The organism is Ruegeria sp. BC1, from assembly GCF_056539305.1.
Map to the genome: position 1 here is coordinate 139,379 of NZ_JBQFUT010000002.1, position 24,510 is coordinate 163,888.

Sequence of the window (24,510 nt, forward strand, 5' to 3'; positions counted from 1 at the left end):
AAGCAAAACCAATAATCATGGCGCGTCAAGCTGATAGCACCCTAGCGTCGCGCAACCGGCGATCTATTGCAAATGCCTATTTCGAGAGCCTTTGCAAGACCTGCGCCACGAAATCCTCTCCGCGTTGTTCGAAATTATCATATTGATCGAAACTGGCCGCGGCCGGCGCCAGCAAGATCGTATCCCCCGGCTGTGCGTCCGCCATCGCTTGCTCGACGGCCGCAGCCATTGTCGTACAGACCTGAGCCTCGGCTTCTAGCTGCATGGCAAAATTCGCCGCCTCGCGCCCAATGACGTAGGCTTTGATCACTTGCGCTGCCACACCGTTCAAAGCGCCTAAACCACCTTCTTTTTCAAGCCCCCCACAAATCCAGCGGATTTGTCCGAACGCACTCAGCGCCTTGAGCGCGCTGTCGACATTAGTGGCCTTGGAGTCATTCACATAAGTCACACCATCGGCCTCGGCGATGATCTGGCTGCGGTGCGGCAAACCCGGATAGCTATGCAGCGCTCCCTCAATCACCCGTGGCGCCAGCCCCAACGCGCGGCAAGCAGCATAAGCTGCACAAGCGTTCTGATGGTTATGCGCACCGGGCAACCCCTTGATCCCGCGCATATCAATCGAACCTGCCTGCCGTCCTTTTCGATACTCGGACAGAAAACCCTTGCGCGCAAAAATCTGCCAGCCCGGCCCGGTCAACTTGCGGGCAACAGAAACTCTGATAACCCGATCATCGGCTGGCGCTTCAGACAGTTGCCCGGCCAGAAACGCCCCTTCTTTCTCATCCACACCAATCACTGCGCGATCCGGTCCACCTTCGGCAAACAGCCGGCGCTTGGCGGCAAAATAACCACCAATACCACCATGCCGATCCAGATGATCCGGTGAGAGGTTGGTGAAAACGGCAACATCCGGCGTCAGCGCACGGGCCAATTCGGTCTGGTAGCTCGACAGTTCCAGAACCACAACCGAGCCGTCTCCCCCCGGATCAATGTCCAGAACTCCGCGCCCGATGTTTCCGGCAAGTTGAGCTTCTCGTCCAGCTTCGGTCAAAATATGGTGAATCAATGCAGCCGTCGTCGATTTCCCGTTCGATCCCGTCACCGCAATAACGCGCGGCGGAGTATCATAATTGTTCCACTCCGGTCCGGCGAAGGACCGAAAGAACAGACCGATATCATTATCCACCGGCACACCGGCCGACAGCGCTGCAGCCACAACCGGGTTCGGTTCAGGATATAGGTGCGGAATACCAGGAGAGACAATCAGCGAAGCAATCTCGTCAAAGGCTCCATTGCGATGCAAATCGAAGCATGCAAGCCCGTCGGCCTCGGCCTTTTCCCGCGCCTCGGGGTTGTCATCCCAACAAACCGGCTCGGCCTGACCTGCCCGCAATGCTCGTGCCGTAGCAAGACCCGACCGGCCAAGCCCCAGAACCGCAACCTTTTGCCCTGAAAACCCTTTGACCGGGATCATGCGCGCACCCTATTCTGACGTCCAATTGGCCGCCACACTGCGCAGAAGACCCCCCTGAAAGCAAGGGCGACAAAAGGCTCACGCAGCAGCGTGAGCCTGGCCCAACAGGTGGCAGGTGGACCGCAGGTCCGCCAAACCTGGCGGGAGCCTTACCGAACCTTCAGCGTCGCCAGCCCGATCATCGCCAAGATCAACGAAATGATCCAGAAACGGATCACAATGGTCGGTTCCGCCCAGCCCTTTTTCTCATAATGATGATGGATCGGGGCCATCAGGAACACGCGGCGTCCTGTGCGTTTGAAATACAGAACCTGAATAATCACACTCAGCGCCTCGATCACAAACAACCCACCGACGATAGCAAGTACGAGTTCATGCTTGGTCGCAACTGCAATCGCACCCAGCGCACCACCCAGCGCCAACGATCCGGTATCCCCCATAAACACGGCAGCAGGCGGAGCGTTGTACCAAAGAAAGCCTAACCCGCCTCCGAACAATGCTGCAGTAAATATCAGAATCTCGCCGGTTCCGGGCACGTAATGCACATCCAAATACTCGGTAAAGTCGACCCGACCTACCGCATAAGCAATGATCCCAAGGGTTGTTGCCGCGATCATTGCCGGCATGATCGCCAATCCATCCAGCCCGTCCGTCAAGTTGACCGCATTGGCAGCCCCCACGATCACGACGATCGCGAATGGAATGTAGAAAATCCCCAGATTAACAAGCGTATCCTTGAAGACAGGCACAGCCAGCTGATTTTGCAGCATGTCAGGGTGGTGCAATGACGCCCAGAGCGACGCCAGAGCCGCAATGATCACCCCCAATGCCAGCCGCATCTTGCCAGACACGCCTTTGGTATTTTGCTTGGACACCTTGGCATAGTCATCCGCAAATCCAATCGCCGCGTAAGCCAGCGTCACGAACAGAACCATCCAGACATAGGGGTTATCCCACCGCGCCCAAACCAGCGTCGAGGTTACCAGAGCACCCACGATCAGCAGCCCGCCCATGGTCGGTGTTCCAGCCTTCGAGAAGTGTCCTTCTGGCCCATCATCCCGGATCGGCTGACCCTTGCCTTGTTTTCTGCGCAGCACATTGATCAGCGGTTTGCCGAAGATAAATCCAAAAATCAGCGCCGTCAGAAAGGCCCCGCCCGCACGGAACGTGATATAGCGGAAGAGGTTAAAGAAATCCCCTCCATCCGACAGGGCGGTCAACCAATAGAGCATGTCAAAACCTTTCTCGTGCGGCGATCATGGGTCAGGCGCGCTCCCTTGCCCCATTTTCCGCAAACCGTCAACAATCTGCGCCAACGCCATGCTGAGAGAACCCTTGGCCAATACCGTGTCGCCCGCACTAATCAAATCAGGCAGGTGCTTTGCCATCTCGGCGCTGGTCCCAAACCACAGCCCTCGCTTGTTCTCTGGAAGGGCGTCATGCAGGGCCTTCATCAATGGACCAATGCAGTGAACCTGATCGACCTTCTGCATTGCCGCCACTTCCGCCATACCGGCGTGCATGGCCAATTCCTGGCCGCCCAGCTCTTTCATGTCTCCCAGAAATGCGATGCGGCGTTTACTCTGTGACGCCGCCAGCACGTCCAGCGCAGCCTCCATAGACGTCGGGTTGGCGTTGTAACTGTCATCCAGCAATTCGATTTGCCCACCAGTCGCCAGGGGTAGAATTTCGCGGACACCCCGCCCCTTGACCGGAGACCACTGACGCAACCCGTCGATGGCTTCTTCCAGATCAATGCCCATTTCGACACAGGCCGCTAGCGCACCCAGCGCATTCATGGCGAAATGAGTCCCGGCAGACTGTACATCATAGGTAATTTGCGTGTCCCCGACTGCTGCAGCCGCGTGAATCGAGTCTGCGTCTTGCTTCACTTCCTTCAGCTTGTAATCTGCAGCATTGCGGCCAAAATCAACGATCCCAACCCCATAGTCTTTCGCAGTCTGACGCAGGATGTCGGAATGCTCAATATCGGCATTAACGATAGCTGCTCCGCCCTCCTCAAGCCCCTCGAAAATCGCCGCTTTCTCATGGGCAATGCCGGCGACGGACTCAAATGCCTCAAGATGAACTGCGGCCACTGTCGTCACCAACGCAACGTGCGGGCGGGCCTGTTTGGCCAGCGGAGCGATTTCACCGGGATGGTTCATGCCGATCTCGATTACAGCGAACTCGGTGTCGCGCGGCATCCTGGCCAACGTCAGGGGCACGCCCCAGTGGTTGTTATAGCTGGCTACGCTGGCATGGGTTTTCCCTTGCGTTTCCAGTATGGTAGCCAGCATTTCCTTGGTCGAGGTTTTGCCGACGCTGCCTGTCACCCCAACAACCTGAGCATCCGTTCGGGTGCGGGCCGCTTGTCCCAACGCTTCAAGCCCGGTTTGAACGTCGTCCACAATCAACAATGGCGCGTCCTCGGCCACACCTTCGGGAACACGGGACACCAATGCCGCCCCTGCGCCCTTTTCCAACGCCTGCGCCACAAAGTCATGCCCATCCCGCGCGGCTTTGAGCGCAATGAACAGATCGCCGGGCCGGAGAGTTCTTGTATCGATCGATACGCCATCAACCTGCCAGTCGGCAGTCGCGCGCCCTCCGGTCGCCTCGGCGGCCTCGGCTGCAGTCCAGAGCGTCATGCGACTCTCCCGTCCAGAGCGGCCACCGAGATGCTGGCCTGTTCCACATCGTCGAAAGGCAACACCTGATCACCGACGATCTGGCCTGTCTCGTGCCCCTTACCCGCGATCAACAAGGCGTCGCCGGGTTGCAGCGCGTCAATGCCGCGCAATATGGCCTCGGCGCGGTCACCCACTTCGGTCGCTTCCGGGGCTCCCAGCAAAACCGCAGCGCGGATGGTGGCCGGGTCTTCGCTGCGCGGGTTGTCGTCAGTGACGAAAACAACGTCTGCATTGTCTGCGGCGGCTTGCCCCATCAAGGGCCGCTTGGTGGCGTCACGATCCCCGCCTGCCCCAACAATAGCAATCAGACGGCCCATCACATGCGGACGCATCGCCCTGAGCGCCGTGGCAACGGCGTCCGGCGTATGTGCGTAGTCAACAAACACAGCCGCACCGTTTTCCCGTGTTGCCGCAAGCTGCATGCGCCCCCGGACGGTTGTCAGATACGGTAAGGTTTCGAAAACACGCTCGGGATCTTCCCCAGCCGCAATTACCAGACCACAGGCCAGCAGGATGTTTTCGGCCTGGAACCCACCGATCAGATTCAACCGGGTCTGGAACACTTTGCCCTGCCACGAAAAGCGCAGGTCCTGCCCAGTCGCGTCAAACCGCTGATTGATCAGACACAGATCGGTATCGCTTAACCCGACAGTCAGGATCTTCTGCCCGCGCGCCTTGGCAATCTTGCGAACATCAGAACCTTTGGGATCGTTCAAATTGATCACGACTGTGCCATCTTGCGGCAGCACACGGTCGAACAATCCGGCCTTTGCGGCAAAATACGCCTCGAACGTTTCGTGATAGTCCAGATGGTCTTGCGTGAAGTTCGAAAACCCGGCTGCAGTCAGATGCACACCGTCAAGACGGCGCTGTTCCAGCCCGTGCGACGACGCCTCCATCGCTGCGTGCGTCACGCCATTCTCAGTGGCCTCGGCAAGGCAGCGATGCAGAGTGATCGGCTCGGGCGTGGTATGGGCCAGCGGAGCGGTCCAGGCGCCCTCGACCCCGGTGGTACCCAGATTTACAGCGGCAAGACCAAGCTCCATCCAGATCTGGCGCACAAACGTCGCGACAGAGGTTTTTCCATTGGTCCCAGTAACTGCCACTATGGTCTGAGGTTGCGCTCCAAACCACAGCGCGGCGCATCCGGCTAACGCTTGCCGGGGGTCCTCAACCACAATCAACGCCGCATCCGACGCGGCCAATTCTTCGGCTGCGATATCCGCGCCTTCGGCATCTGTCAGAATCGCGGATGCTCCCATCCGCAGTGCGTATTGGATGAACTCACCCCCGTGCACCCGCGTGCCGGGCAGCGCGGCAAAAAGAAAGCCGTCTTTGACCTCGCGGCTGTCAACAGCCAGCCCTGTGATATCAGGATTCGCACCACCTCGCGCGGTCAGGGCCAGTTGGCTAAGTTTCTTTGTCCTTGTGCCCATGACCCACCTCTGTTGGACAGCCTAATTTGAGGTCAGCGTTATAGCAGCGCGGGCCTCAGGCTCAAGCCGAGGTCTGAGACCCAGCAAAGGCGCGATGCGTCCGATCAGTTCAGCGGCCACCGGAACCGCAGTCCACCCAGCCGTGCGGCGTTTTTCGCCATACGCCACGATCGAAGGTTCATCCAGCGTTACAATCAGAACGTACTTCGGATCATAGGCGGGAAAGATCGTTGCAAATGTGGCGATGACCTTGTCGTCGTAATAACCGCCGCGCGGCTTGGGTTTGTCTGCGGTTCCGGTCTTGCCAGCAACATCATACCCGGCCACATCGCCAAAGCTGGCCGTGCCGTCGGTAACTACCTTGCGCAACATCTTCTGGGCCTGCACCGCCGCGCTTTGTGACATCACGCGCGGGCCGTATTGCGGGCCATTCTTCCGCAGGACAGTCGGGCTAACATAATGCCCGCCATTAGCAATTGCTGCATAGCCAGCCGCCAAATGCATCGGGCTGGTCGACAGACCGTGGCCATAGGAAATGGTAACGGTGCTGAGCTCGCCCCATTTTTTGGGCTTCAGCGGTTCACCACCTTTGGCTTCTACAATCTCGAAGGGGGTGGGTTCGAACATGCCCAGCGACTTCAGGAACTCTTGCTGTCGCTTTGCGCCAATCTGCAACGCCAGACGCCCCGTACCCCGGTTCGAGCTATGGACGATCACGTCCGCCACGCTGATCTTGCCGTAGTTTTTGCCATTAAACTCACCAATAGGAAAGCGACCGATCTTCATGGGTCCTGAGGTGTCGATAATGGTTTCGGAATTCACTAAGCCAAGCTGCACGGCCTGCGCAGCAGTGAAAATCTTGAACACCGACCCCAGCTCGTACACACCCTGAACATATCGGTTGAACAGAGGGCTGTCAGACGGGTCGAACCCCGATGTTGGCGGGCGCGGACGGTCGTTGGGGTCGAAGGACGGCAGAGACGCGGCCGAAACGACCTCGCCCGTATGCGCATTCATCAGAACCGCCGAGGCGCCTTTGGCATTCATGATCTTCATGCCGCCGTACAGCACCTGCTCAACCGCTGCCTGAACTGTCAGGTCCAGCGACAGTTGCAGAGGCTTGTTGCCATTGGCCGGATCGCGCAGATAGTCGTCGAACTGCTTCTCCACGCCTGCGACGCCGATAACTTCTGCCGCGCTGACACCTTCACGCCCAAAACCGGAACCGCCCAGAATATGCGCAGCCAGACGGCCATTGGGGTAGAGCCGCATCTCGCGTGGGCCAAACAGGATGCCTGGATCACCTATGTCATGCACCGCCTGTTTCTGTTCGGGCGAGATACGCTTTTTGATCCACAGGAACTTTCGGTTACCGGTAAAGTCCTTGACCAGGCGCTCTTTATCCAGATCGGGAAAGATCGCCACCAACTGATCGGCGGCGGCAATCGGGTCAATCATCAGCGGCGGTTGAGCGTAGACGGAATAAGTATCCAGATTGGTCGCTAGAATGCGGCCTTCACGATCGACGATATTGGCACGCTGCATGGCAATGGCCGCACCGGGGGCGCTGGCCAGTGGTTCCTGCGCCTCGGACGTCGCCAGCATACCCATGCGGGCCCCGACGACTGAAAACGCACAGAAAAAGAACAATCCCAGCACCAGAAGACGCCCCTCGGCGCGGGCTCGGGCGCGGTCTTTCATGCCTTCGTGGCGCTGCCTGATGTTTTCCCGTTCGATGGCTTTGGGGTTTTCACCCCGTGCGCGGGCATCAAGGATACGGGCCAGAGGACGCAGCGGTGTGCGGGTCATGGAATCTGCACCTCGCCAAACGCTTGAATGTTAGTGATGGCCTGTAGCTCGATCGGGTCAACGACGGGCAGATCAGGGTCCTCAGCATAGGAAATCTGATCGGCACGGCCAAATTGCTCGGCTCGTAAGGGCAACAGCCCCAGACGTTCAAAGTTCAGATCGGCCAGTTCACGCAGACGATCCGGGCGGTTCAAATAGGCCCATTCGGCGTTCAGTACCGCCAGCCGCACTTGCGCCATGCCGATTTCACGCTGCAATCGCTGGGTTTCTTTCGCCACCTGCTGGGTGCGGTAATTCTCTTGATACGCCCAAAGCGCCAGTCCGAACACGGCCAGAGCAGTCAACACATACAAAACACTCTTCATCTTGCCCTTCCCCCAAGTTGCGGCATCCCGATGGCGCGGGCATCTATTTCCCCCGCCGGAGCCTCGGTGCGAATAGCGACGCGCAGCTTGGCCGAGCGCGCGCGCGGATTTTCCTGTAATTCCTGTTCATCAGGACCCACCGCCTTGCGGGTCTTGAGCGTGAATTGCGGCAGCTCCTGTTCCACTTCGGGCGCATAGCGGTTGGCGCGCCCGGTCTTGCCCGCGCGAGACTGAAAGAAGCGTTTGACCATCCGGTCCTCGATGGAATGGAACGTCACTACGGCCAGTCGCCCGCCGGGCTTTAAGGCACGCTCTGCCGCCATAAGCCCCTGAAACAACTCCTCATACTCTGCGTTCACGGCAATCCGCAGCCCTTGAAAGCTGCGCGTTGCGGGGTGCGACTGACCCGGCTTAGGGCGTGGAAGGCAGGATTCGATGATCTCGACCAGACGCAAGGTTGTGGTGATCGGGTCTTCTGCCCTCGCCTTGACGATGGCCTTGGCGATCCGACGGCTGGCGCGTTCCTCACCGTAATGGAACAGGATGTCGGCCAACTGCGTCTCAGTCGCTGCGTTGACCAGATCGGCGGCACTTTCGCCCTCCTGACTCATGCGCATGTCCAAAGGACCGTCCTTCATGAAGGAAAACCCGCGCTCGGCCTGATCCAGCTGCATGGAGGACACGCCAAGGTCCAGAACAACGCCATCCAGATCTTCGGCATATTCATCCAGACGCGAGAAAACACCGGGCCGCATCACAAGCCGGTCGCCGTAACCGCCAGCCCAGCCTGCCGCCATTTCAAAAGCCAGCGGGTCGCGGTCAACACCGATAACTCGCTCGGCCCCGGCCTCAAGCAGGCCCCGCGAATAACCACCTGCGCCGAACGTCCCGTCCAGCCAGACGCCTGAAACCGGTGCCACAGTAGCTAGCAAAGGGCGCAGCAGTACGGGGATATGAGGTTTGTCGGAAGGGGTCTTCTCTGCGCCGGCCATGCCGTCACGCGTCCCCGGCGCCATCAAGGAACTCCAGAGGATCGAAATCCTCGGGCTGATCGTCCAGCCATTCCTCAGCTGCTGCCAACTCTTCGGACTCGTATGTTTCGGGTTTCCAGATCTGGAACGTGTCACCGGCGGCAATAAAGAACGCCTCGCCCTCAAGCCCGATCTTGTTGCGCAGCTTGGCGGGCAGCACTAAGCGGCCGGTTTCGTCCACCGTGGTCGGGAAAGACTGCCCGTGGAACATCCGCTGCAACATTTTCCGCTGCATCGAACCACGCGGCAGCGCGTCAATTTTGTCATCGACCTCTTCGATCGCCTGCATGGTATAGCATTCAAGGAATTTGCGGCGGTGATCCCCGTATACGATCACCAATTCAGGGGTATCACCAGGCTGCCAGTTCGGGTCAGAGGCTTCAAGCACACGGCGAAACGAGGCCGGGATCGACACCCTGCCCTTCGTATCCACCTTGTGGTGGCTTTCACCTCTAAACCTGCGCGCCAAGACGACTGTCCCTTTCGCTTGCGCCCCACCTAAATTTCACACCCCCCGGGATGAAAAACGGCGGGTTGATCTGCTGCCACTGATCAACCCGCCGCATTGACCCGCTTTGCGGGATGTCCAGCTGCGCGCGCCACCTGGGGGGATGTCTGCTCGCCCGCGCGCCGGATCTCTTGAGTGATGAAAGCGAGATGCCTGTATGAAACCTGTTTTTATTGGTTCGGGGTCGTTTGGCGCCCCATGTACCTCGTCCTCATCGGATGTATAAGGGATGCCATGGGAATTCATGGAAATCAACAGGAAATTTCACAGACTCATTCCACTGACGTCAATATATTCAATGATTTCGTGGTTGAAAACAGTCATTTTACACTACAAATAGAAATCTGAAGTGATGCTGCCACAATATACAGGGAATTTTTTACTTACCCTAGCCATCCCATGAATTCCCATAATTTTCGAAAAATCTCGAGAATCACTCTGCCAAACTCGAAAATCACAGCTTATAGGGCCCGAATCACGTGAGGTGACTCAGGTAAGAAAGCCTGGCGCCCCCTTCTGCCCATACTGCGCCCATGAATTCCCATGCCCTTACCAACGGAAACATCAAGGCTCCGCTCAACCTGCGACACCGGCCCCTCTGCGGAGCCGTCCAATAGGAAAGAACCTCACGTCAATTCTCAACCGCGCCTCAGGCAAACGCCTCAGCGTTCCCCCAACAAGAGCACTTAAAGCCCTTATTCCTAAGGCGCTTTCGCCATCAAGATCGCAACTATTTGATATCCATGCATTTGCTGCATAGCGGCATTGACGACGCGGGGCATTGTGCAATCGCAGCATTTGCCTATTTTCATCCTCAAGCAAACGCCGGAACACACTGGCTGAACATTATAGTATCGGGTTAAGCAGATGACTGCAGCAACACAGCAAACCACTCTTAATGGCGTACCGGCTACCGGCCTGGCTTCGCTGATTGAGGCCGTTAAAACACGGTTCATTCGTTACCGCGTCTATCGTCAGACAGCAAATGAACTGTCGGCGCTGTCGAACCGCGACCTGGCCGATCTGGGCCTGCACCGTTCAATGATCCGTCGCATTGCCATGCAATCGGCCGAAGAATACGTCGCGCGTTAAGCGGACAAAGAAACAACCGAGATCAGGTCCTTCCTCCTCCCTATTGGACCTGTATTTCAGCGGCGATACCTCTCCTCCTCCCTGGTATTGCCGCACCTTATATCGGCCCTGAACGCCGAACACCTCTACACCGGGTACTCCTCCTCCCTTTCCCGGTGTTGAAAGCACGCGGCGACGTCTTCCTCCTCCCTGACGTCGCCGCGTCCAACTCATACCGGGGCCAAACCCGGGTTCTGATACATCGAGGCTCTCCTCCTCCCTGCCTTGATGTTCAATGCGCGTGGCGACGCCCTTTCTCCTCCCTGGCGTCGCCGCGCTCTCCTCATACCGGGGTCAAACCTGGGTTCAGATACATCGGGGTTCTCCTCCTCCCTATCCTGATGTTGAAAAGAACGGCGGTTCCCCTCCTCCTTCCTGGGAACCGCCGTTTTTTGTTTTTCGGAACCGGATGTAGAATAGCGGCCAGAACAGATTGTCAGGAGCTTCCAATGGCCGCCTATTTCATTGCACAGATTTCCATCCACGACCCCGACGGGTACCAGGAATACCTTGAGGGCTTCATGCCGATCTTTGATCGCCACGGTGGCCGCCTGTTGACGGTATCCTCCAAACCCGTGGACGTGATCGAAGGAACCTGGGCAGAAAACGGAATCGTTCTGATGGAATTCCCCTCGCTCGAGGCCGCAAAGGCGTGGAAGGACGATCCCGACTACATCGAACTTGCACAAATCCGGCACCGCACGGCATCGGCAAATATGGTTCTTGTCGAAGGTCTTTAAACGCTAGAACGGTACGTCGTCCTTGGCCGACAGGAATCGTGAAACCACCTTCTTGATCCCGGCCTTGTCGAAATTAACTTCGACCTTGTCGCCCTCGATGCCGATTACTGCGCCATAGCCAAATTTCTGGTGAAATACCCGCTCGCCCAGCGTGAAACTGGCCACAGCGGTGGCGTCGATCACCGTGTTGCGACTTTCACGGGGCTGAGACGTACCATATTGTCCCTGCCGTGCCTGCATCCGTTTCCAGCCGGGTGAGTTGTAAACATTCGCCTCTGCCGCGCGGGTTTCGATGCCTTGAGAACTGATGCCTCCATAAAGACTCGGGGCTGTAATATCCTCAAGATGCTCCTCAGCCTTTTCCCTCAATTCGTCAACAAATCGCGATCTAAATTGGTGTTCCCTGCGACCGTAAACAACTCGGCTATCAGCCCAAGAAATCGTACAAACCTCCTCTGCGCGCGTGATGCCGACATAGGCCAGACGGCGCTCTTCCTCGAGTCCCTTGATGCCGGATTCGTCCATCGACCGTTGCGACGGAAACAACCCGTCTTCCCATCCCGGCAAGAATACGGCCGGGAACTCCAACCCTTTGGCCGCGTGCAGGGTCATGATCGAAACCTTGGCACCATCACCTTCCTGCTCGTTGTCCATGACAAGGCTGACATGTTCAAGAAACCCTTGCAGATTCTCAAAATTGTCCAGCTGGTTCACCAGTTCCTTGAGGTTTTCCAACCGCCCCGGTGCCTCGGGTGTCTTTTCGTTTTGCCAGTGCGCGGTGTATCCAGACTCGTCCAGAATGATCTGCGCCAGTTCGATATGAGAGACTTCCGGCTCGCCAAAGCGCATCGGAGTTGTGCCGTCATCGATGACCGAGTCGTCTTCGATCTCGATCCGTGGCCCGCGCGTCATCGCGTTCCACCGCGCCAGCCCATCGATCAACTCGCGCAGCGCCTTGCCGCCTTTGCCTTTGATCAGCCCATTGTCGACAGCAATACGCGCACCATCAACCAGAGAGACGCCATTCTCACGCGCCGTCATCTGGATCGTCTGTTGGGCCTTGTCGCCTAAGCCCCGTTTCGGTGTATTCACGATCCGCTCGAACGCAAGGTCATCGCCGGGACTGACAACCAGCCGGAAATAGGCCATGGCATCACGTATTTCCATCCGTTCGTAGAAACGAGGGCCGCCAATCACCTTATAGGGCAGGCCGATAGTCAGGAACCGGTCCTCAAACGCGCGCATCTGATGCGATGCGCGAACAAGAATGGCGATCTCATCAAGGCTAAACTTGTTTATTCTACTTGCTGCAACCGATTGAAGCATGTTTGCAGCACCAGGATCCCCTGCAAGAAGTTCCAGAACTAGGTTTTGAACTTTTAGATCGCTATAGACTTCTCCCGTTTCAAATGCGTTTTTGATAAAAGAGTGCTGATCAATCGGTCCCAGGCCAGCCTTGGCGCGCCTGTCTAATTCCTGCTCAAAGCTCCGCAATCGCGGATTGAACCGATTTTTTGATTCAACGGATCTACCGCAAATATGGTCATCAATTTTTTCACCGACCCACCGCGCTTCTTCATCACCATCCCAATGACCAATTAACCGGACCTTCCATCCATCTTTTTCTGCATTGGTCCAAAGCTCTTTCCCCAGCCGGTCCGAGTTGCCTCTAATAACACCAGAGGATGCCTCCAAAATGTGCATCGTTGAACGATAGTTCTGTTCCAGCCGCACGACATATGCACCTGGGAAATCCTTCTCGAACCGCAGGATGTTACCCACTTCGGCCCCGCGCCAACCATAGATCGACTGGTCATCGTCGCCGACACAACAGATGTTCTTATGTGCCCCGGCCAACAACCGCAGCCAGAGGTATTGGGCAATGTTGGTGTCCTGATACTCGTCCACCAGAATGTACCGGAACCAGCGCTGGTACTGCTCCAACACGTCCTCGTGGGTCTGAAAGATCGTGACCATGTGCAGCAGCAGATCACCGAAATCCACGGCGTTCAGTTCGCGCAGGCGGGTCTGGTATTGGGCATAAAGCTCAATGCCTTTGTTGTTATAGGCCCCTGCATCCGCCGCTGGCACCTTTTCGGGAGTCAGAGCGCGGTTCTTCCAATCATCGATGATCCCAGCCAGCATTCGAGCGGGCCAACGTTTGTCGTCTATATTGGCCGCCTGAATCAGCTGCTTGAGCAGGCGCAACTGATCATCCGTATCCAGAATGGTGAAATTTGATTTCAGATCGACCAGTTCGGCATGGCGACGCAATAGCTTGACGCAGATCGAGTGGAACGTACCCAGCCAAGGCATCCCTTCGGCGGGCTGCCCCAGCAGTCGGCCCACACGCTCTTTCATCTCGCGTGCGGCCTTGTTGGTAAAGGTCACCGAAAGAATCTCGTTCGGGCGCGCCCGGCCCGTGCTAAGCAAATGCGCAATCCGTGCAGTCAACGCCTTGGTTTTGCCGGTCCCGGCCCCGGCCAGCATCAAAACCGGCCCATCCAGCCGCTCTACCGCGTCGCGCTGCGCCAGATTCAGCTCATCCAGATAGGGCATGGGACGCGCGGCCATGGCCCGCGCGGACAGCGATGCGCCCTCGAAGGCGTCCATTTCGTCGAAACTGCTCATACCCCAAACTACGCCGGTTACGCGCCGAGGGAAAGGGTTTGTTCACGGCTTGTTCGCGCAATTTTCAAACGAAATTCACGACTGATTTGTTTAATTCGAGCAATTTTGCCTTCACCCTCTCTGATCTTGTTAACCCTCTCTCAAACTCTGGCTCCGATGTTTGCATCGTTAATGTGGGAGTTCGGGACATGACGAGTACGGCTGGGCGAAACTTTGTTCATCGGGTGAAGTGGGCAGGAATCACCCTTTTGCTGATTGCACTGGCCGCAACCGCGGGGTGGGGAATTTATGCGCTGCCGACACCGGTTGTGGACCGGATGCTGAAAACCGACATCCTGAAACAATCCGAGCTTTGGAAACGCCGGGTTGTGCTGCATTTGAACGATCCCGAAACGGCGCTGCGCGCGGGGAGGATCGATCCGCATGACGCCGAGTTTCTCTCATCGATGCCCGAAGCTTCGGATGTGTATCGGTTCAAACTATTCGACACCGCCGGGCGGGTTGTCTGGTCAACGCGCCCCGAGGAAATCGGTTCCTACGAAACACGCGCATTTTTCCGAAGCGACGTGGCACGCGGAATGACACATTACATTCAGGAAGCCCTGCCACTGTCCGAAATCGACGGGCTCGACCTGCATTCCGAAAGCACACATTCCGCCGAACAACACCACGTGGCCGAGGTGTTCGTACCAGTCACGAAGAATGGGCGTTTTATCGGCGCGATTGAGTTTTTCACCGATTTTACCGACTTGCGGGCGACATTTATCACCCGGTTTAGGGTTTCCCTGGCGATCCTCAGCGGGATTGCTCTGCTTGCTTTGGCGGCCGTCTGTCTGGTGACATATCGGACCAACCGGTTACAGGTACTGGCACTGCAACGGCAATCTGCCAAGGAGCGCGACCTGATGGATGAGCAGCTTCGGCTTGCGCGTGAGGTGCGGCTTTTGAGTGAGTTGAACGAATGGCTACAGTCGAGCCGGTCGCTGGACGAACTGTTCGACATGGTATCGCGGTTTATGACCCACATCCTTCCCGAGGCCGAAGGCAGCGTGTATGTCTATTCGAATTCCCGCGACGTCCTGGATGGCTGCGCGAGTTGGAATGGCGGTTCCCACAAGGCGCATATCCACCCCGAGGGGTGCTGGGGTTTGCGGCGGGGCCGGACCTATGAATATGGTGCCTCGGAAATTGACTTTGTCTGTGAACACGCCGAACCGCATGACGGAAGACCTTATTTCTGCTTTCCGATTCTGGCCCACGGAGAGACGGTCGGCTTGCTGCACTTGCGGGCACACCAAGACCGCGACGCGGAGTTTCATTCAAGTAAGAAACTGGCGCAACTTTGCGCGGAACAGATCAGCATGGCGATTGCTAATGTGCGGATGCGAGATCAGTTGCACGACCAATCTGTCCGTGACCCCCTGACCGGATTGTTCAATCGCAGGCACATGACCGAGACTTTGCGCAAGTCTATCAGCCGCAGTCAGCAGACCGGCGCATCGCTGAGCCTAATTGCAGTGGACGTTGATCACTTCAAAAAATTCAACGACACCCACGGCCACGATGCCGGTGACATGGTGCTGCGTGCAGTGGGCTCGGCTCTGGGACACAATTGCGACCGGGATGAAGTCGCCTGCCGCATCGGCGGGGAAGAGTTCATGCTGATCCTGCCCGACAATACGCCAGAGGACGCGATGACCCGGGCTGAACAGCTGCGTCAGGCGGTCGAAGCGGTCTCGGTCCGTTATGGTGAAAAATCGCTGCCGCGCATCACTATTTCGGTGGGCGTTTCCCACTACCCGACGCACGGAACCATGCCACAGGATCTGATGCGCGCGGCCGACGATGCCTTGTACACAGCCAAAGACCGGGGGCGAAATCAGGTTCAGGTTGCCAAAGGTGCAACTGTGACCGCCCCGGCACAAGACGGCGCGGTAACGCAACCCAAGCGGCCTCCCGAACCGGGGGCTCCTGCCTCAGCCGCCTGAAAATCTTGCAGAATCACCCGGCAGGGTGGATCAATCCCTATGGACCTGCACAGCAAATTCCCAAGCATTGCCGATCTGAAACATCGCGCCCGGCAGAGAGTGCCGCATTTTGTTTGGGAATATTTGGACAGCGGCACCGGGGCCGAGGTGACGCTGCGCCGCAACCGAACGGCCCTGGATGATGTTGAGCTTTTACCCGCAATCCTGCAAGGCCCCATAGAATGTGACACCGGCACGCGGTTTTTGGGCCATGACTTTTCCCTGCCCTTCGGCATTGCTCCAATCGGAATGTCTGGTCTGATCTGGCCAAACGCGGAAAAGCTGTTGGCGCAGGCCGCCGCCAAAGCCGGCCTGCCCTATACCCTGTCAACGGTCGCTAGTCAGAGCCCCGAAGACCTTGCTCCCTATATCGGCAAGAATGCTTGGTTTCAGCTGTATCCGCCAAAGGATCCGGACATTCGTGTCGACATGCTAAACCGTGCCAGACAGGCGGGGTTTTCCGCTCTGGTCCTAACCGCTGATGTCCCGGTGGCATCACGACGTGAGCGGCAGGTTCGGTCCGGTCTGACCAACCCGCCCAAGCTGACGCCCCGCCTGATTGCCCAAATCGCCAGCCGCCCGACATGGGCCGCAGGCATGGCGAAAAGCGGGATGCCCAGAATGCGCACACTGGAAAAATATATCGATGGCGACCGCGCGCTGTCGCCGACGGCTCATGTCGGGTACTTGCTGCGCACTTCTCCGGACATGGAATACGTCAAGTGGCTGCGGGATGCTTGGGATGGGCCATTCATCGTGAAGGGCGTGATGCGCCCCTCAGACGCAGAACGGCTGCAACAGGCAGGGGTGGATGTTATCTGGGTATCGAATCACGGGGGGCGGCAATTCGATGGCGCTCCGGCCAGCATTCAGGTGCTGCCGTCCATTCGTGCGGCAACAAACCTGCCGTTGATTTTTGACAGCGGCGTCGAAGGTGGGCTGGATATCTTGCGAGCCTTAGCGCTGGGGGCGGATTTCGTGATGCTGGGGCGCGGATTTCTCTATGGTCTCGCGGCATTGGGTGCGCGCGGACCGGCCCACGTCATCGATATCCTTCGACTGGATATGGAGGCCAATATGGGGCAGATGGGCTTGGCACGACTAGATCAGCTTACCCTACGTTAACATATCAATTGATGCTGCAGCGCAGAATTGTTAATAAGTTTGCGCCATCAAACGGCGTTTACGAGCGCTAACATGCCGGTTCTACCCAGAACGACTGATATACGAGCGCGTATTGTCCGCCTATTAACACGGCCAAACCATCTAGACCGGGACCCCAAATGACCGACTTCAACAAGATCCTGATTGCCAATCGCGGCGAGATTGCCATTCGTGTGATGCGTGCAGCGAACGAGATGGGCAAACGCACTGTCGCAGTGTTCGCCGAGGAAGATAAGCTGGGGCTGCACCGCTTCAAGGCGGACGAAGCCTATCGCATTGGCGAAGGGATGGGGCCGGTCGCGGCTTATCTTTCCATCGATGAGATCATCCGTGTTGCAAAGGAATGCGGTGCAGATGCGATCCACCCCGGCTACGGCCTGCTGTCCGAGAACCCGGATTTCGTCGATGCCTGTGTACAAAACGGCATCACCTTTATCGGCCCCAAGGCGGAAACCATGCGCGCGCTTGGCGACAAGGCCAGCGCGCGTCGTGTTGCCATCGAAGCCGGTGTTCCGGTGATCCCAGCGACTGAAGTTCTGGGCAACGACATGGATGCAATCCGGGCTGAGGCCAGAGAAATCGGCTATCCGCTGATGCTCAAGGCGTCCTGGGGCGGCGGCGGGCGCGGCATGCGTCCGATCAATTCCGAGGATGAACTGGAAGAAAAAGTTCTGGAAGGCCGCCGTGAGGCCGAGGCCGCATTCGGCAATGGTGAAGGCTATCTGGAAAAAATGATCACCCGCGCCCGCCATGTCGAGGTGCAGATTCTGGGCGACAAACACGGTGAGATTTACCACCTTTTTGAACGCGACTGCTCGGTCCAGCGTCGCAACCAGAAGGTCGTCGAACGCGCCCCTGCCCCGTATCTGAGCGAGGAGCAGCGCGCCGAAATCTGCGAACTTGGTCGCAAAATCTGCGCCCATGTGAACTATGAATGCGCCGGCACCGTTGAATTCCTCATGGATATGGAATCTGGCAAGTTCTATTTCATCGAAGTGAACCCTCGCGTGCAGGTGGAACACACCGTCACCGAAGAAGTCACCGGCATCGACATCGTTCAGGCGCAGATCCTGATCGCCGAAGGCAAAACCCTTGCAGAAGCAACCGGTGCAGCCAGCCAGGCAGACGTACATCTGACCGGCCATGCGCTGCAAACCCGGATTACTACCGAAGACCCACAGAACAACTTCATCCCTGACTACGGTCGCATCACCGCCTACCGCTCGGCCACAGGCATGGGCATCCGTCTGGACGGTGGCACGGCTTATGCAGGCGGGGTAATTACGCGGTATTATGACTCGTTGCTGACCAAAGTGACCGCCAAGGCGCCAACGCCTGATGCTGCGATTGCCCGGATGGACCGCGCGCTGCGCGAATTCCGTATTCGCGGTGTCAGCACCAACATCGACTTTGTCATCAACCTGCTGAAACACCCGACCTTCCTGTCGAATGAATACACCACCAAGTTCATCGACACGACGCCGGACCTGTTCACCTTCAAACGCCGCCGTGACCGCGGCACCAAGGTTCTGACCTATATCGCGGATATCACCGTAAACGGGCACCCCGAAACCAAGGACCGTCCCGAACCCCGCGCTGACTTGAAAGAGGCCAAGCCCCCGGCGTCGAAAGCCGAGCCACAGATGGGCACCCGCAACCTGCTGGAGCAAAAAGGCCCGCAGGCCGTGGCCGATTGGATGAAGGCGCAGCGGCAGTTGCTGATCACCGACACCACGATGCGGGACGGTCACCAGTCCCTGCTGGCAACCCGAATGCGCTCGATCGACATGATCAAGGTGGCCCCGACCTATGCGGCCAACCTGCCGCAGCTGTTCTCGGTAGAATGTTGGGGCGGGGCGACATTTGACGTGGCTTACCGCTTCCTGCAGGAATGCCCGTGGCAGCGTCTGCGCGATCTGCGCGAGGCGATGCCGAACCTGATGACCCAGATGTTGCTGCGCGGCGCGAACGGCGTTGGCTATACCAACTACCCTGATAACGTGGTGCAGGAATTTGTGCGTCAAGCGTCCAAGGGTATCGACGTATTCCGCGTATTCGACTCATTGAACTGGGTTGAAAACATGCGCGTGGCCATGGATGCCGTCATCGAGAACGGCAAAATCTGTGAAGGCACCGTCTGCTACACCGGTGACATTCTGGACCCGGATCGCTCGAAATATGACCTGAAATACTATGTCGGCATGGCCAAGGAACTGCGCGATGCAGGGGCCCATGTTCTGGGTCTGAAGGACATGGCGGGCTTGCTGAAACCAGCCTCGGCCAAGATCCTGATCCGGGCGCTGAAAGAAGAGGTCGGCCTGCCGATCCACTTCCATACGCACGACACCGCAGGCATCGCCAGCGCCACCATTCTGGCCGCGTCCGAGGCGGGCGTGGACGCGGTGGACTGCGCAATGGACAGCTTCAGCGGCAACACCTCTCAGGCGACGCTGGGCACCGTGGTCGAAGCGCTGCGCCATACCGAGCGCGACACCGGTCTGGACATCAAGGCGATCCGCGAGATCAGCGACTATTTCGAAGCGGTGCGCGGCCAGTACGCGGCCTTCGAATCCAGCCTTCAGGCCCCCGCGTCCGAGGTCTATCTGCACGAGATGCCAGGCGGTCAGTTCACCAACCTCAAGGCGCAGGCGCGCTCCCTGGGTCTGGAAGAACGCTGGCACGAAGTGGCGCAGATGTATGCCGACGTGAACCAGATGTTCGGTGACATCGTGAAGGTGACCCCGTCGTCGAAGGTGGTTGGTGACATGGCCCTGATGATGGTCAGTCAGGGCCTGACACGCGATGACGTGGAAAGCCCGGATACGGACGTGGCCTTCCCTGATTCCGTCGCTGACATGATGCGCGGCAATCTGGGTCAGCCTCCCGGCGGTTTCCCCGACACGATCATCAAGAAGGTGCTGAAAGACGAAGCCCCCAATACCAACCGCCCCGGCAAAGACGTTCCGCCTGTCGATCTGGAAGCCACCCGCGCCGACCTGTCCAAGCAGTTGGAAGGCAAAGAAGTCGATGACGAGGACCTGAACGGATACCTGATGTATCCCAAGGTGTTCCTGGATTACATGGGCCGTCACCGGACCTATGGACCGGTTCGCACCCTGCCGACACGCACCTTCTTCTATGGAATGGAGCCGGGCGAAGAAATCACGGCCGAGATTGATCCCGGCAAAACGCTGGAAATCCGCTGTCAGGCCATTGGTGACACCGACGAAAAGGGCGAGGTCAAAGTGTTCTTTGAACTCAACGGCCAGCCCCGCGTGATCCGGGTGCCGAACCGGATGGTGACATCAACCACCCAGGCCCGGCCCAAAGCCGAAGCCGGCAACCCCAACCATGTCGGCGCGCCTATGCCGGGGGTTGTGGCCACAGTCGCTGTCACCGCAGGGCAAGAGGTCAAAGAAGGCGATATGCTGTTGACCATCGAAGCAATGAAAATGGAAACCGGCATCCACGCCGAGCGTGATGCGACGGTCAAAGCCGTTCATGTGCAGCCCGGCGGCCAGATTGACGCTAAGGACCTGCTGGTCGAACTGGAATAACCGGTTTAACTTTACAGGGTTACAGGGGCCGCTCGGGCAACCGGGCGGCCTTTTATATGGCCCTGAGGAAGAGGATCAATTTCTATGCTGTCCGTCACACCCGTCTACGCCGCGTTGCTGGCGATCCTGTATGTCGTTCTAAGCGCCAAGGTCATCAGCCAGCGCCGCAGCGACAAGATCTCTTACGGTGACGGCGGCAACACGAACATGCTCAAGGTGATGCGGACGCATTCCAACTTTGTTGAATACACGCCTCTCGCCCTGCTTCTGATCGTTATGGTCGAGTTGCAGGGAGCAGGCTGGCTGCTGCTGAACCTCTTGGGTCTGAGTTTGCTGGTCGGTCGGGTGTTGCACGCTTACGGATTCGGGCGCAGCCCACAGATCGTGGTTCTGCGCCAGATCGGGATGCTGCTTACCTTCGCGGCCATTCTTTTCGCCGCCTTTGCTAACCTCGTGTTGGCCCTTTGACCCGATCAGACATTCTCAGCCCGTTAAAACATGCGTTTCAACCAGCGGGGCATTCCTAAGGACCGGCTCGACTTCGACCATCTGGCCCCCGTCCCGCCCGCACATCATTGCGGTCACTGCAATCAACACGGCCAGCAGTGCCATCTTCATATCTGCGATCTGTGTCATTTCCTCTCCTCGAACCCTCTTATTGTGTAATGTTCTGAGTTTTGAACGGGTGGCCCGCAGAATTCCGTCGAAATATTTTTGCACCTTTTTGTGCTTTTCCGCTTGCAGGCCCGCGTGGGAATTTATACATCCCTCCTCACTCAACGGCGCGGGCGTAGCTCAGGGGTAGAGCATAACCTTGCCAAGGTTAGGGTCGGGCGTTCGAATCGCCTCGCCCGCTCCATTGAGAGGTCTTCGGACCACACATGTATCTGATGCGGGCGTAGCTCAGGGGTAGAGCATAACCTTGCCAAGGTTAGGGTCGGGCGTTCGAATCGCCTCGCCCGCTCCAGATACAAACCTCTCCAAACATACTGGTTCTTTGGTTGGTGTTGGGCCATTCTGGCGATGATTTCAATCACGCACGGAATTCACCCATGTCGGACTATGTCATACGCCCCCTCTCCGCTTCCGAAGTCGAACATGCCGTGGATTGGGCTGGTCGTGAGGGATGGAACCCCGGTGTCCATGATGCCGAATGCTTTCGCCCCACGGACCCTGCTGGATTTCTGGGCGGGTTTCTGGATGGAGAGATGATTTCGTCCGTGTCAGCTGTGAACTACGACGACACGTTTTCCTTTCTGGGATTTTATATCGTTAAGCCTGAGTTTCGACACCACGGCCACGGGCTTGAGATCGCGCAGCACGCACTGGCCCATTGCACGGGTCGCAACATGGGGCTGGATGGTGTCGTCGAACAGCAGGACAATTATCGCAAGTCCGGGTTTACCTTTGCCTATAACAACTATCGCTTTTCCGGCACGAAAACCCGGATACTGAACAAGTTGGGGACTAGTCAGATCAATCAGATATCCGACCTGACACGTGCGTCGGATGAGCTGAAGTCCTATGACCGTAAACTGTTCCCTGCTCCTCGTGATCTGTTTCTGGACAGTTGGCTAAGCGCGTACAGCCATGTGTCAAAGGTCTATACCGAAAATGGCCAGATCAGGGGATATGCCACACTGCGCCCTTGCCTGACCGGGTACAAGGTTGGACCACTGTTTGCCAACACAACCGAAATCGCACGGGCCTTGCTGGGCGCGATTCTGACCGCGATCCCCGAGGACCACAACGAACATGAGGTCTTTGTGGATATGCCTCAACCCAACGCGGCGGCCTTTGCATTGGCCGGCGAGCTTGGGCTGGACAAAGTGTTCGAGACCGCGCGGATGTATTCCGATCACGAGCCCGACATCGACCTGAGCAGAATCTACGGCGTCACGACCTTCGAGCTGGGCTAAAACGCCTTGAACGTCATCGTGGTCAGCGACCGTTCAATATTTGGAATCACCAGCAGGTTTTCGTTGATGAAGTGCCCCACATCCTCGGTTTCGGGGATGTAGAGTTTCAGCAGCAGGTCATACTCGCCACTCGTCGAATAAAGTTCCGAATGAATTTCGCGCAGGGCGATTTCCTCGGCCACCTTGTAAGTGGTGCCGGGTTTGCAGCGGATCTGGATGAAAACGCAGGTGGACATGGGCCGGGCCTTGTTGATTGAGTTGAACGCAGGCTGACATGGCACGCCACCGGGTGCAATCCCTTGCAACAGTTTGCAGTGAACGCCACCTGTGGTCTGGATCAATCCGCCCTTCCCCGTCTATAAGCGCGCCTGAAGCAAAAGGAATTCGCCCATGCGCAGCGCAAAGATCAGCCGCCAAACCGCCGAAACCGAGATCACGGTCGAGGTCAATCTGGACGGCACCGGCACCTATAACAATCAGACCGGCGTTGGCTTCTTTGACCACATGCTGGATCAGCTGGCGCGTCATTCGCTGATCGACATGACGATCCGCGCCAAGGGCGATTATCACATCGACGATCACCACACGGTCGAGGATACCGGTATCGCGCTGGGTCAGGCGCTGACGCAGGCGTTGGGCGACAAGAAAGGCATCCGCCGCTATGGCGAATGCCACCTGCCTATGGATGATGCACAGGTCCGCTGTGCGCTGGACCTTTCTGCGCGCCCGTTTCTGATCTGGAACGTTGATCTGCCAACGTCCAAGATTGGTAATTTTGACACTGAACTTGTCCGCGAATTCTTTCAGGCGCTCAGCACCCACGGCGGCATTACGCTGCATATCGACCAGTTGCACGGCTTCAACAGCCACCACATTGCCGAGGCCGCGTTCAAAGCCGTTGCCCGCGCCCTGCGCCTGGCAGTGGAAACAGATCCGCGCAAGGCGGATGCGATTCCGTCCACCAAAGGCGCGTTGTAAATGCTGACGGCCATTATTGACTACGAAAGCGGCAATCTGCACTCGGCGGAAAAGGCGTTTCAACGTATGGCGCGTGAGGTGGACGCGGGTGAGGTCGTTGTGACCTCGGACGCGGACGTTGTCTCGCGGGCCGACCGGCTGGTTCTGCCCGGTGACGGCGCATTTCCCGCCTGCGCGGCCGAGCTGCGCGGGCACAAGGGCATTTATGACGCGATGGTCGAGGCGGTCGAACAAAAGGGCCGCCCCTTTCTGGGTATCTGCGTGGGCATGCAACTGATGGCCTCGAAAGGGCACGAATACACGGAAACCGACGGTCTGGGCTGGGTCGCGGGTGATGTGGTGCGGATTGAACCGTCAGACAAGACGCTGAAGGTTCCGCATATGGGCTGGAACAATCTGGTGCTTGAAAGCGATCACCCAGTTTTCGCCGGAATTAGCTCGGGCGACCATACATACTTCGTCCACTCCTACCATTTCCGGGTCAGCGATCCGGCGCAACGGCTGGCCTATGTGGAGTATGGCCAAGAGGTCACGGCCGTGATTGGCCGTGATACGATGATTGGAATGCAGTTCCATCCGGAAAAAAGTCAGGATGTCGGCCTACGCATGATCGGCAACTTCCTGAACTGGGCTCCGTAAGAATTACTGCACGCGTGTCCAGGTCTGCCCCCGGCAGACCAGACCTCCGACAGCGCAGCCCTTCACGGTCAGTTTGTTCTGGCCATCCAGCGACATTTTCGAGCTATAGGTCTTGTCGCGGTCCGGTGCCCAGATTTTCCCGCCGTCATAGTTTCCACCACCTTCGGGCACCATATCCCAGATGATCTGCTTGCCAAGGTTCTCGTAATTCAGCTGTTGGTCGCCGTTGCCATCAAAGGCAGAATCAATCGTGCCGCAAATGGCGCTGCCACATTCCGAAATCGAGACATGAAGGTATCCACCAGTATCGCCCGGCTGGGTCTTCCAAAGCCCGTCCACCGGATCAGCCGCAATGGCAGTGGTGGCCAACGCTGCAAATCCCGCTGCAACTAGAAATGTTCTCAT

21 protein-coding genes and 2 tRNA genes are annotated in these 24,510 nt (G+C 57.7%); 11 read left to right on the top strand and 12 right to left on the bottom strand.

The window, feature by feature from the left end; all coding sequences use genetic code 11:
- Nucleotides 1-76: 76 nt before the first annotated feature.
- The 8 genes from murD to mraZ all read right to left on the bottom strand — a co-directional run bounded on the left by murD (nt 77) and on the right by mraZ (nt 9,280).
- Nucleotides 77-1,477: a UDP-N-acetylmuramoyl-L-alanine--D-glutamate ligase gene (murD, locus tag ACR0IY_RS06375; RefSeq protein WP_480671417.1), complete on the bottom strand. Its 1,401-nt coding sequence runs from the start codon at nt 1,475-1,477 to the stop codon at nt 77-79.
- 149 nt (nt 1,478-1,626) lie between these two features.
- Entirely contained in the window at nt 1,627-2,709 is a 1,083-nt protein-coding gene (gene mraY / locus ACR0IY_RS06380) for a phospho-N-acetylmuramoyl-pentapeptide-transferase (RefSeq protein ID WP_480671419.1), read from the bottom strand.
- A gap of 24 nt (nt 2,710-2,733) precedes the next feature.
- Nucleotides 2,734-4,128, bottom strand: coding sequence for a UDP-N-acetylmuramoyl-tripeptide--D-alanyl-D-alanine ligase (locus ACR0IY_RS06385; RefSeq protein WP_480671421.1), 1,395 nt, complete (start codon nt 4,126-4,128; stop codon nt 2,734-2,736).
- Nucleotides 4,125-5,606, bottom strand: a complete 1,482-nt coding sequence (locus ACR0IY_RS06390; RefSeq protein ID WP_480671423.1) for a UDP-N-acetylmuramoyl-L-alanyl-D-glutamate--2,6-diaminopimelate ligase — start codon at nt 5,604-5,606, stop codon at nt 4,125-4,127. Before ACR0IY_RS06390 ends, ACR0IY_RS06385 begins: the two co-directional genes overlap by 4 nt.
- Nucleotides 5,607-5,627: 21 nt before the next feature.
- Complete coding sequence (locus tag ACR0IY_RS06395; RefSeq protein ID WP_480671425.1) at nt 5,628-7,415, bottom strand: peptidoglycan D,D-transpeptidase FtsI family protein; 1,788 nt, start codon at nt 7,413-7,415, stop codon at nt 5,628-5,630.
- On the bottom strand, nt 7,412-7,780 hold the full coding sequence (gene ftsL, locus ACR0IY_RS06400; RefSeq protein ID WP_480671427.1) for a cell division protein FtsL: 369 nt from the start codon (nt 7,778-7,780) through the stop codon (nt 7,412-7,414). The genes ACR0IY_RS06395 and ftsL overlap by 4 nt, the downstream gene beginning before the upstream one ends.
- Nucleotides 7,777-8,772 carry a 16S rRNA (cytosine(1402)-N(4))-methyltransferase RsmH gene (gene rsmH, locus ACR0IY_RS06405; RefSeq protein WP_480672084.1) on the bottom strand — a complete coding sequence of 332 codons (996 nt, stop codon included), beginning with the start codon at nt 8,770-8,772 and terminating at the stop codon, nt 7,777-7,779. Before rsmH ends, ftsL begins: the two co-directional genes overlap by 4 nt.
- A gap of 4 nt (nt 8,773-8,776) precedes the next feature.
- Nucleotides 8,777-9,280, bottom strand: coding sequence for a division/cell wall cluster transcriptional repressor MraZ (mraZ, locus tag ACR0IY_RS06410; protein ID WP_480671429.1), 504 nt, complete (start codon nt 9,278-9,280; stop codon nt 8,777-8,779).
- A 906-nt stretch (nt 9,281-10,186) separates the two neighbouring features.
- On the opposite strand from mraZ, the gene ACR0IY_RS06415 reads away from it, so the two are divergent.
- Both ACR0IY_RS06415 and ACR0IY_RS06420 read left to right on the top strand, forming a co-directional pair.
- Nucleotides 10,187-10,411 (top strand): DUF1127 domain-containing protein, encoded by a 225-nt coding sequence (locus tag ACR0IY_RS06415; RefSeq protein ID WP_480671431.1) that lies wholly within the window; start codon nt 10,187-10,189, stop codon nt 10,409-10,411.
- A gap of 488 nt (nt 10,412-10,899) precedes the next feature.
- On the top strand, nt 10,900-11,190 hold the full coding sequence (locus ACR0IY_RS06420) for a DUF1330 domain-containing protein (protein WP_480671433.1): 291 nt from the start codon (nt 10,900-10,902) through the stop codon (nt 11,188-11,190).
- Between the two features lie 3 nt (nt 11,191-11,193).
- Here ACR0IY_RS06420 and ACR0IY_RS06425 read toward each other — a convergent pair whose 3' ends face one another.
- Nucleotides 11,194-13,821 carry an ATP-dependent helicase gene (locus ACR0IY_RS06425; RefSeq protein ID WP_480671435.1) on the bottom strand — a complete coding sequence of 876 codons (2,628 nt, stop codon included), beginning with the start codon at nt 13,819-13,821 and terminating at the stop codon, nt 11,194-11,196.
- A 188-nt stretch (nt 13,822-14,009) separates the two neighbouring features.
- Here ACR0IY_RS06425 and ACR0IY_RS06430 point away from each other — a divergent pair, with 188 nt between their 5' ends.
- The 4 genes from ACR0IY_RS06430 to ACR0IY_RS06445 all read left to right on the top strand — a co-directional run bounded on the left by ACR0IY_RS06430 (nt 14,010) and on the right by ACR0IY_RS06445 (nt 21,037).
- Nucleotides 14,010-15,809 carry a sensor domain-containing diguanylate cyclase gene (locus tag ACR0IY_RS06430; protein WP_480671437.1) on the top strand — a complete coding sequence of 600 codons (1,800 nt, stop codon included), beginning with the start codon at nt 14,010-14,012 and terminating at the stop codon, nt 15,807-15,809.
- A 39-nt stretch (nt 15,810-15,848) separates the two neighbouring features.
- A complete protein-coding gene (locus ACR0IY_RS06435) occupies nt 15,849-16,973 on the top strand; it encodes an alpha-hydroxy acid oxidase (RefSeq protein WP_480671439.1) in 1,125 nt (374 codons plus the stop codon).
- A 158-nt stretch (nt 16,974-17,131) separates the two neighbouring features.
- Nucleotides 17,132-20,569 (top strand): pyruvate carboxylase, encoded by a 3,438-nt coding sequence (locus ACR0IY_RS06440; protein ID WP_480671441.1) that lies wholly within the window; start codon nt 17,132-17,134, stop codon nt 20,567-20,569.
- An 84-nt stretch (nt 20,570-20,653) separates the two neighbouring features.
- Nucleotides 20,654-21,037, top strand: a complete 384-nt coding sequence (locus tag ACR0IY_RS06445) for an MAPEG family protein (protein ID WP_480671442.1) — start codon at nt 20,654-20,656, stop codon at nt 21,035-21,037.
- 15 nt (nt 21,038-21,052) lie between these two features.
- Here ACR0IY_RS06445 and ACR0IY_RS06450 read toward each other — a convergent pair whose 3' ends face one another.
- Complete coding sequence (locus ACR0IY_RS06450; protein WP_480671444.1) at nt 21,053-21,205, bottom strand: hypothetical protein; 153 nt, start codon at nt 21,203-21,205, stop codon at nt 21,053-21,055.
- 148 nt (nt 21,206-21,353) lie between these two features.
- Between ACR0IY_RS06450 and ACR0IY_RS06455 the strand changes: the two genes are divergently transcribed.
- The 3 genes from ACR0IY_RS06455 to ACR0IY_RS06465 all read left to right on the top strand — a co-directional run bounded on the left by ACR0IY_RS06455 (nt 21,354) and on the right by ACR0IY_RS06465 (nt 22,488).
- Nucleotides 21,354-21,428 (top strand) — tRNA-Gly (locus ACR0IY_RS06455).
- Nucleotides 21,429-21,461: 33 nt separating this feature from the next.
- Nucleotides 21,462-21,536, top strand: a tRNA-Gly gene (locus tag ACR0IY_RS06460).
- A gap of 85 nt (nt 21,537-21,621) precedes the next feature.
- Nucleotides 21,622-22,488: a GNAT family N-acetyltransferase gene (locus tag ACR0IY_RS06465; protein WP_480671446.1), complete on the top strand. Its 867-nt coding sequence runs from the start codon at nt 21,622-21,624 to the stop codon at nt 22,486-22,488.
- Here the strand turns inward: ACR0IY_RS06465 and ACR0IY_RS06470 are convergent.
- Complete coding sequence (locus tag ACR0IY_RS06470) at nt 22,485-22,724, bottom strand: Lrp/AsnC family transcriptional regulator (protein WP_170325761.1); 240 nt, start codon at nt 22,722-22,724, stop codon at nt 22,485-22,487. The genes ACR0IY_RS06465 and ACR0IY_RS06470 overlap by 4 nt on opposite strands.
- Before the next feature lie 154 nt (nt 22,725-22,878).
- Between ACR0IY_RS06470 and hisB the strand changes: the two genes are divergently transcribed.
- Entirely contained in the window at nt 22,879-23,466 is a 588-nt protein-coding gene (gene hisB, locus ACR0IY_RS06475) for an imidazoleglycerol-phosphate dehydratase HisB (protein WP_480671448.1), read from the top strand.
- The gene (hisH, locus tag ACR0IY_RS06480; RefSeq protein ID WP_480671450.1) at nt 23,467-24,105 is read left to right on the top strand and encodes an imidazole glycerol phosphate synthase subunit HisH; all 639 of its coding nucleotides are present in this window, start codon (nt 23,467-23,469) and stop codon (nt 24,103-24,105) included.
- 3 nt (nt 24,106-24,108) lie between these two features.
- On the opposite strand, the gene ACR0IY_RS06485 is transcribed toward hisH, so the two are convergent.
- Entirely contained in the window at nt 24,109-24,510 is a 402-nt protein-coding gene (locus tag ACR0IY_RS06485) for a DUF2147 domain-containing protein (protein WP_480671452.1), read from the bottom strand.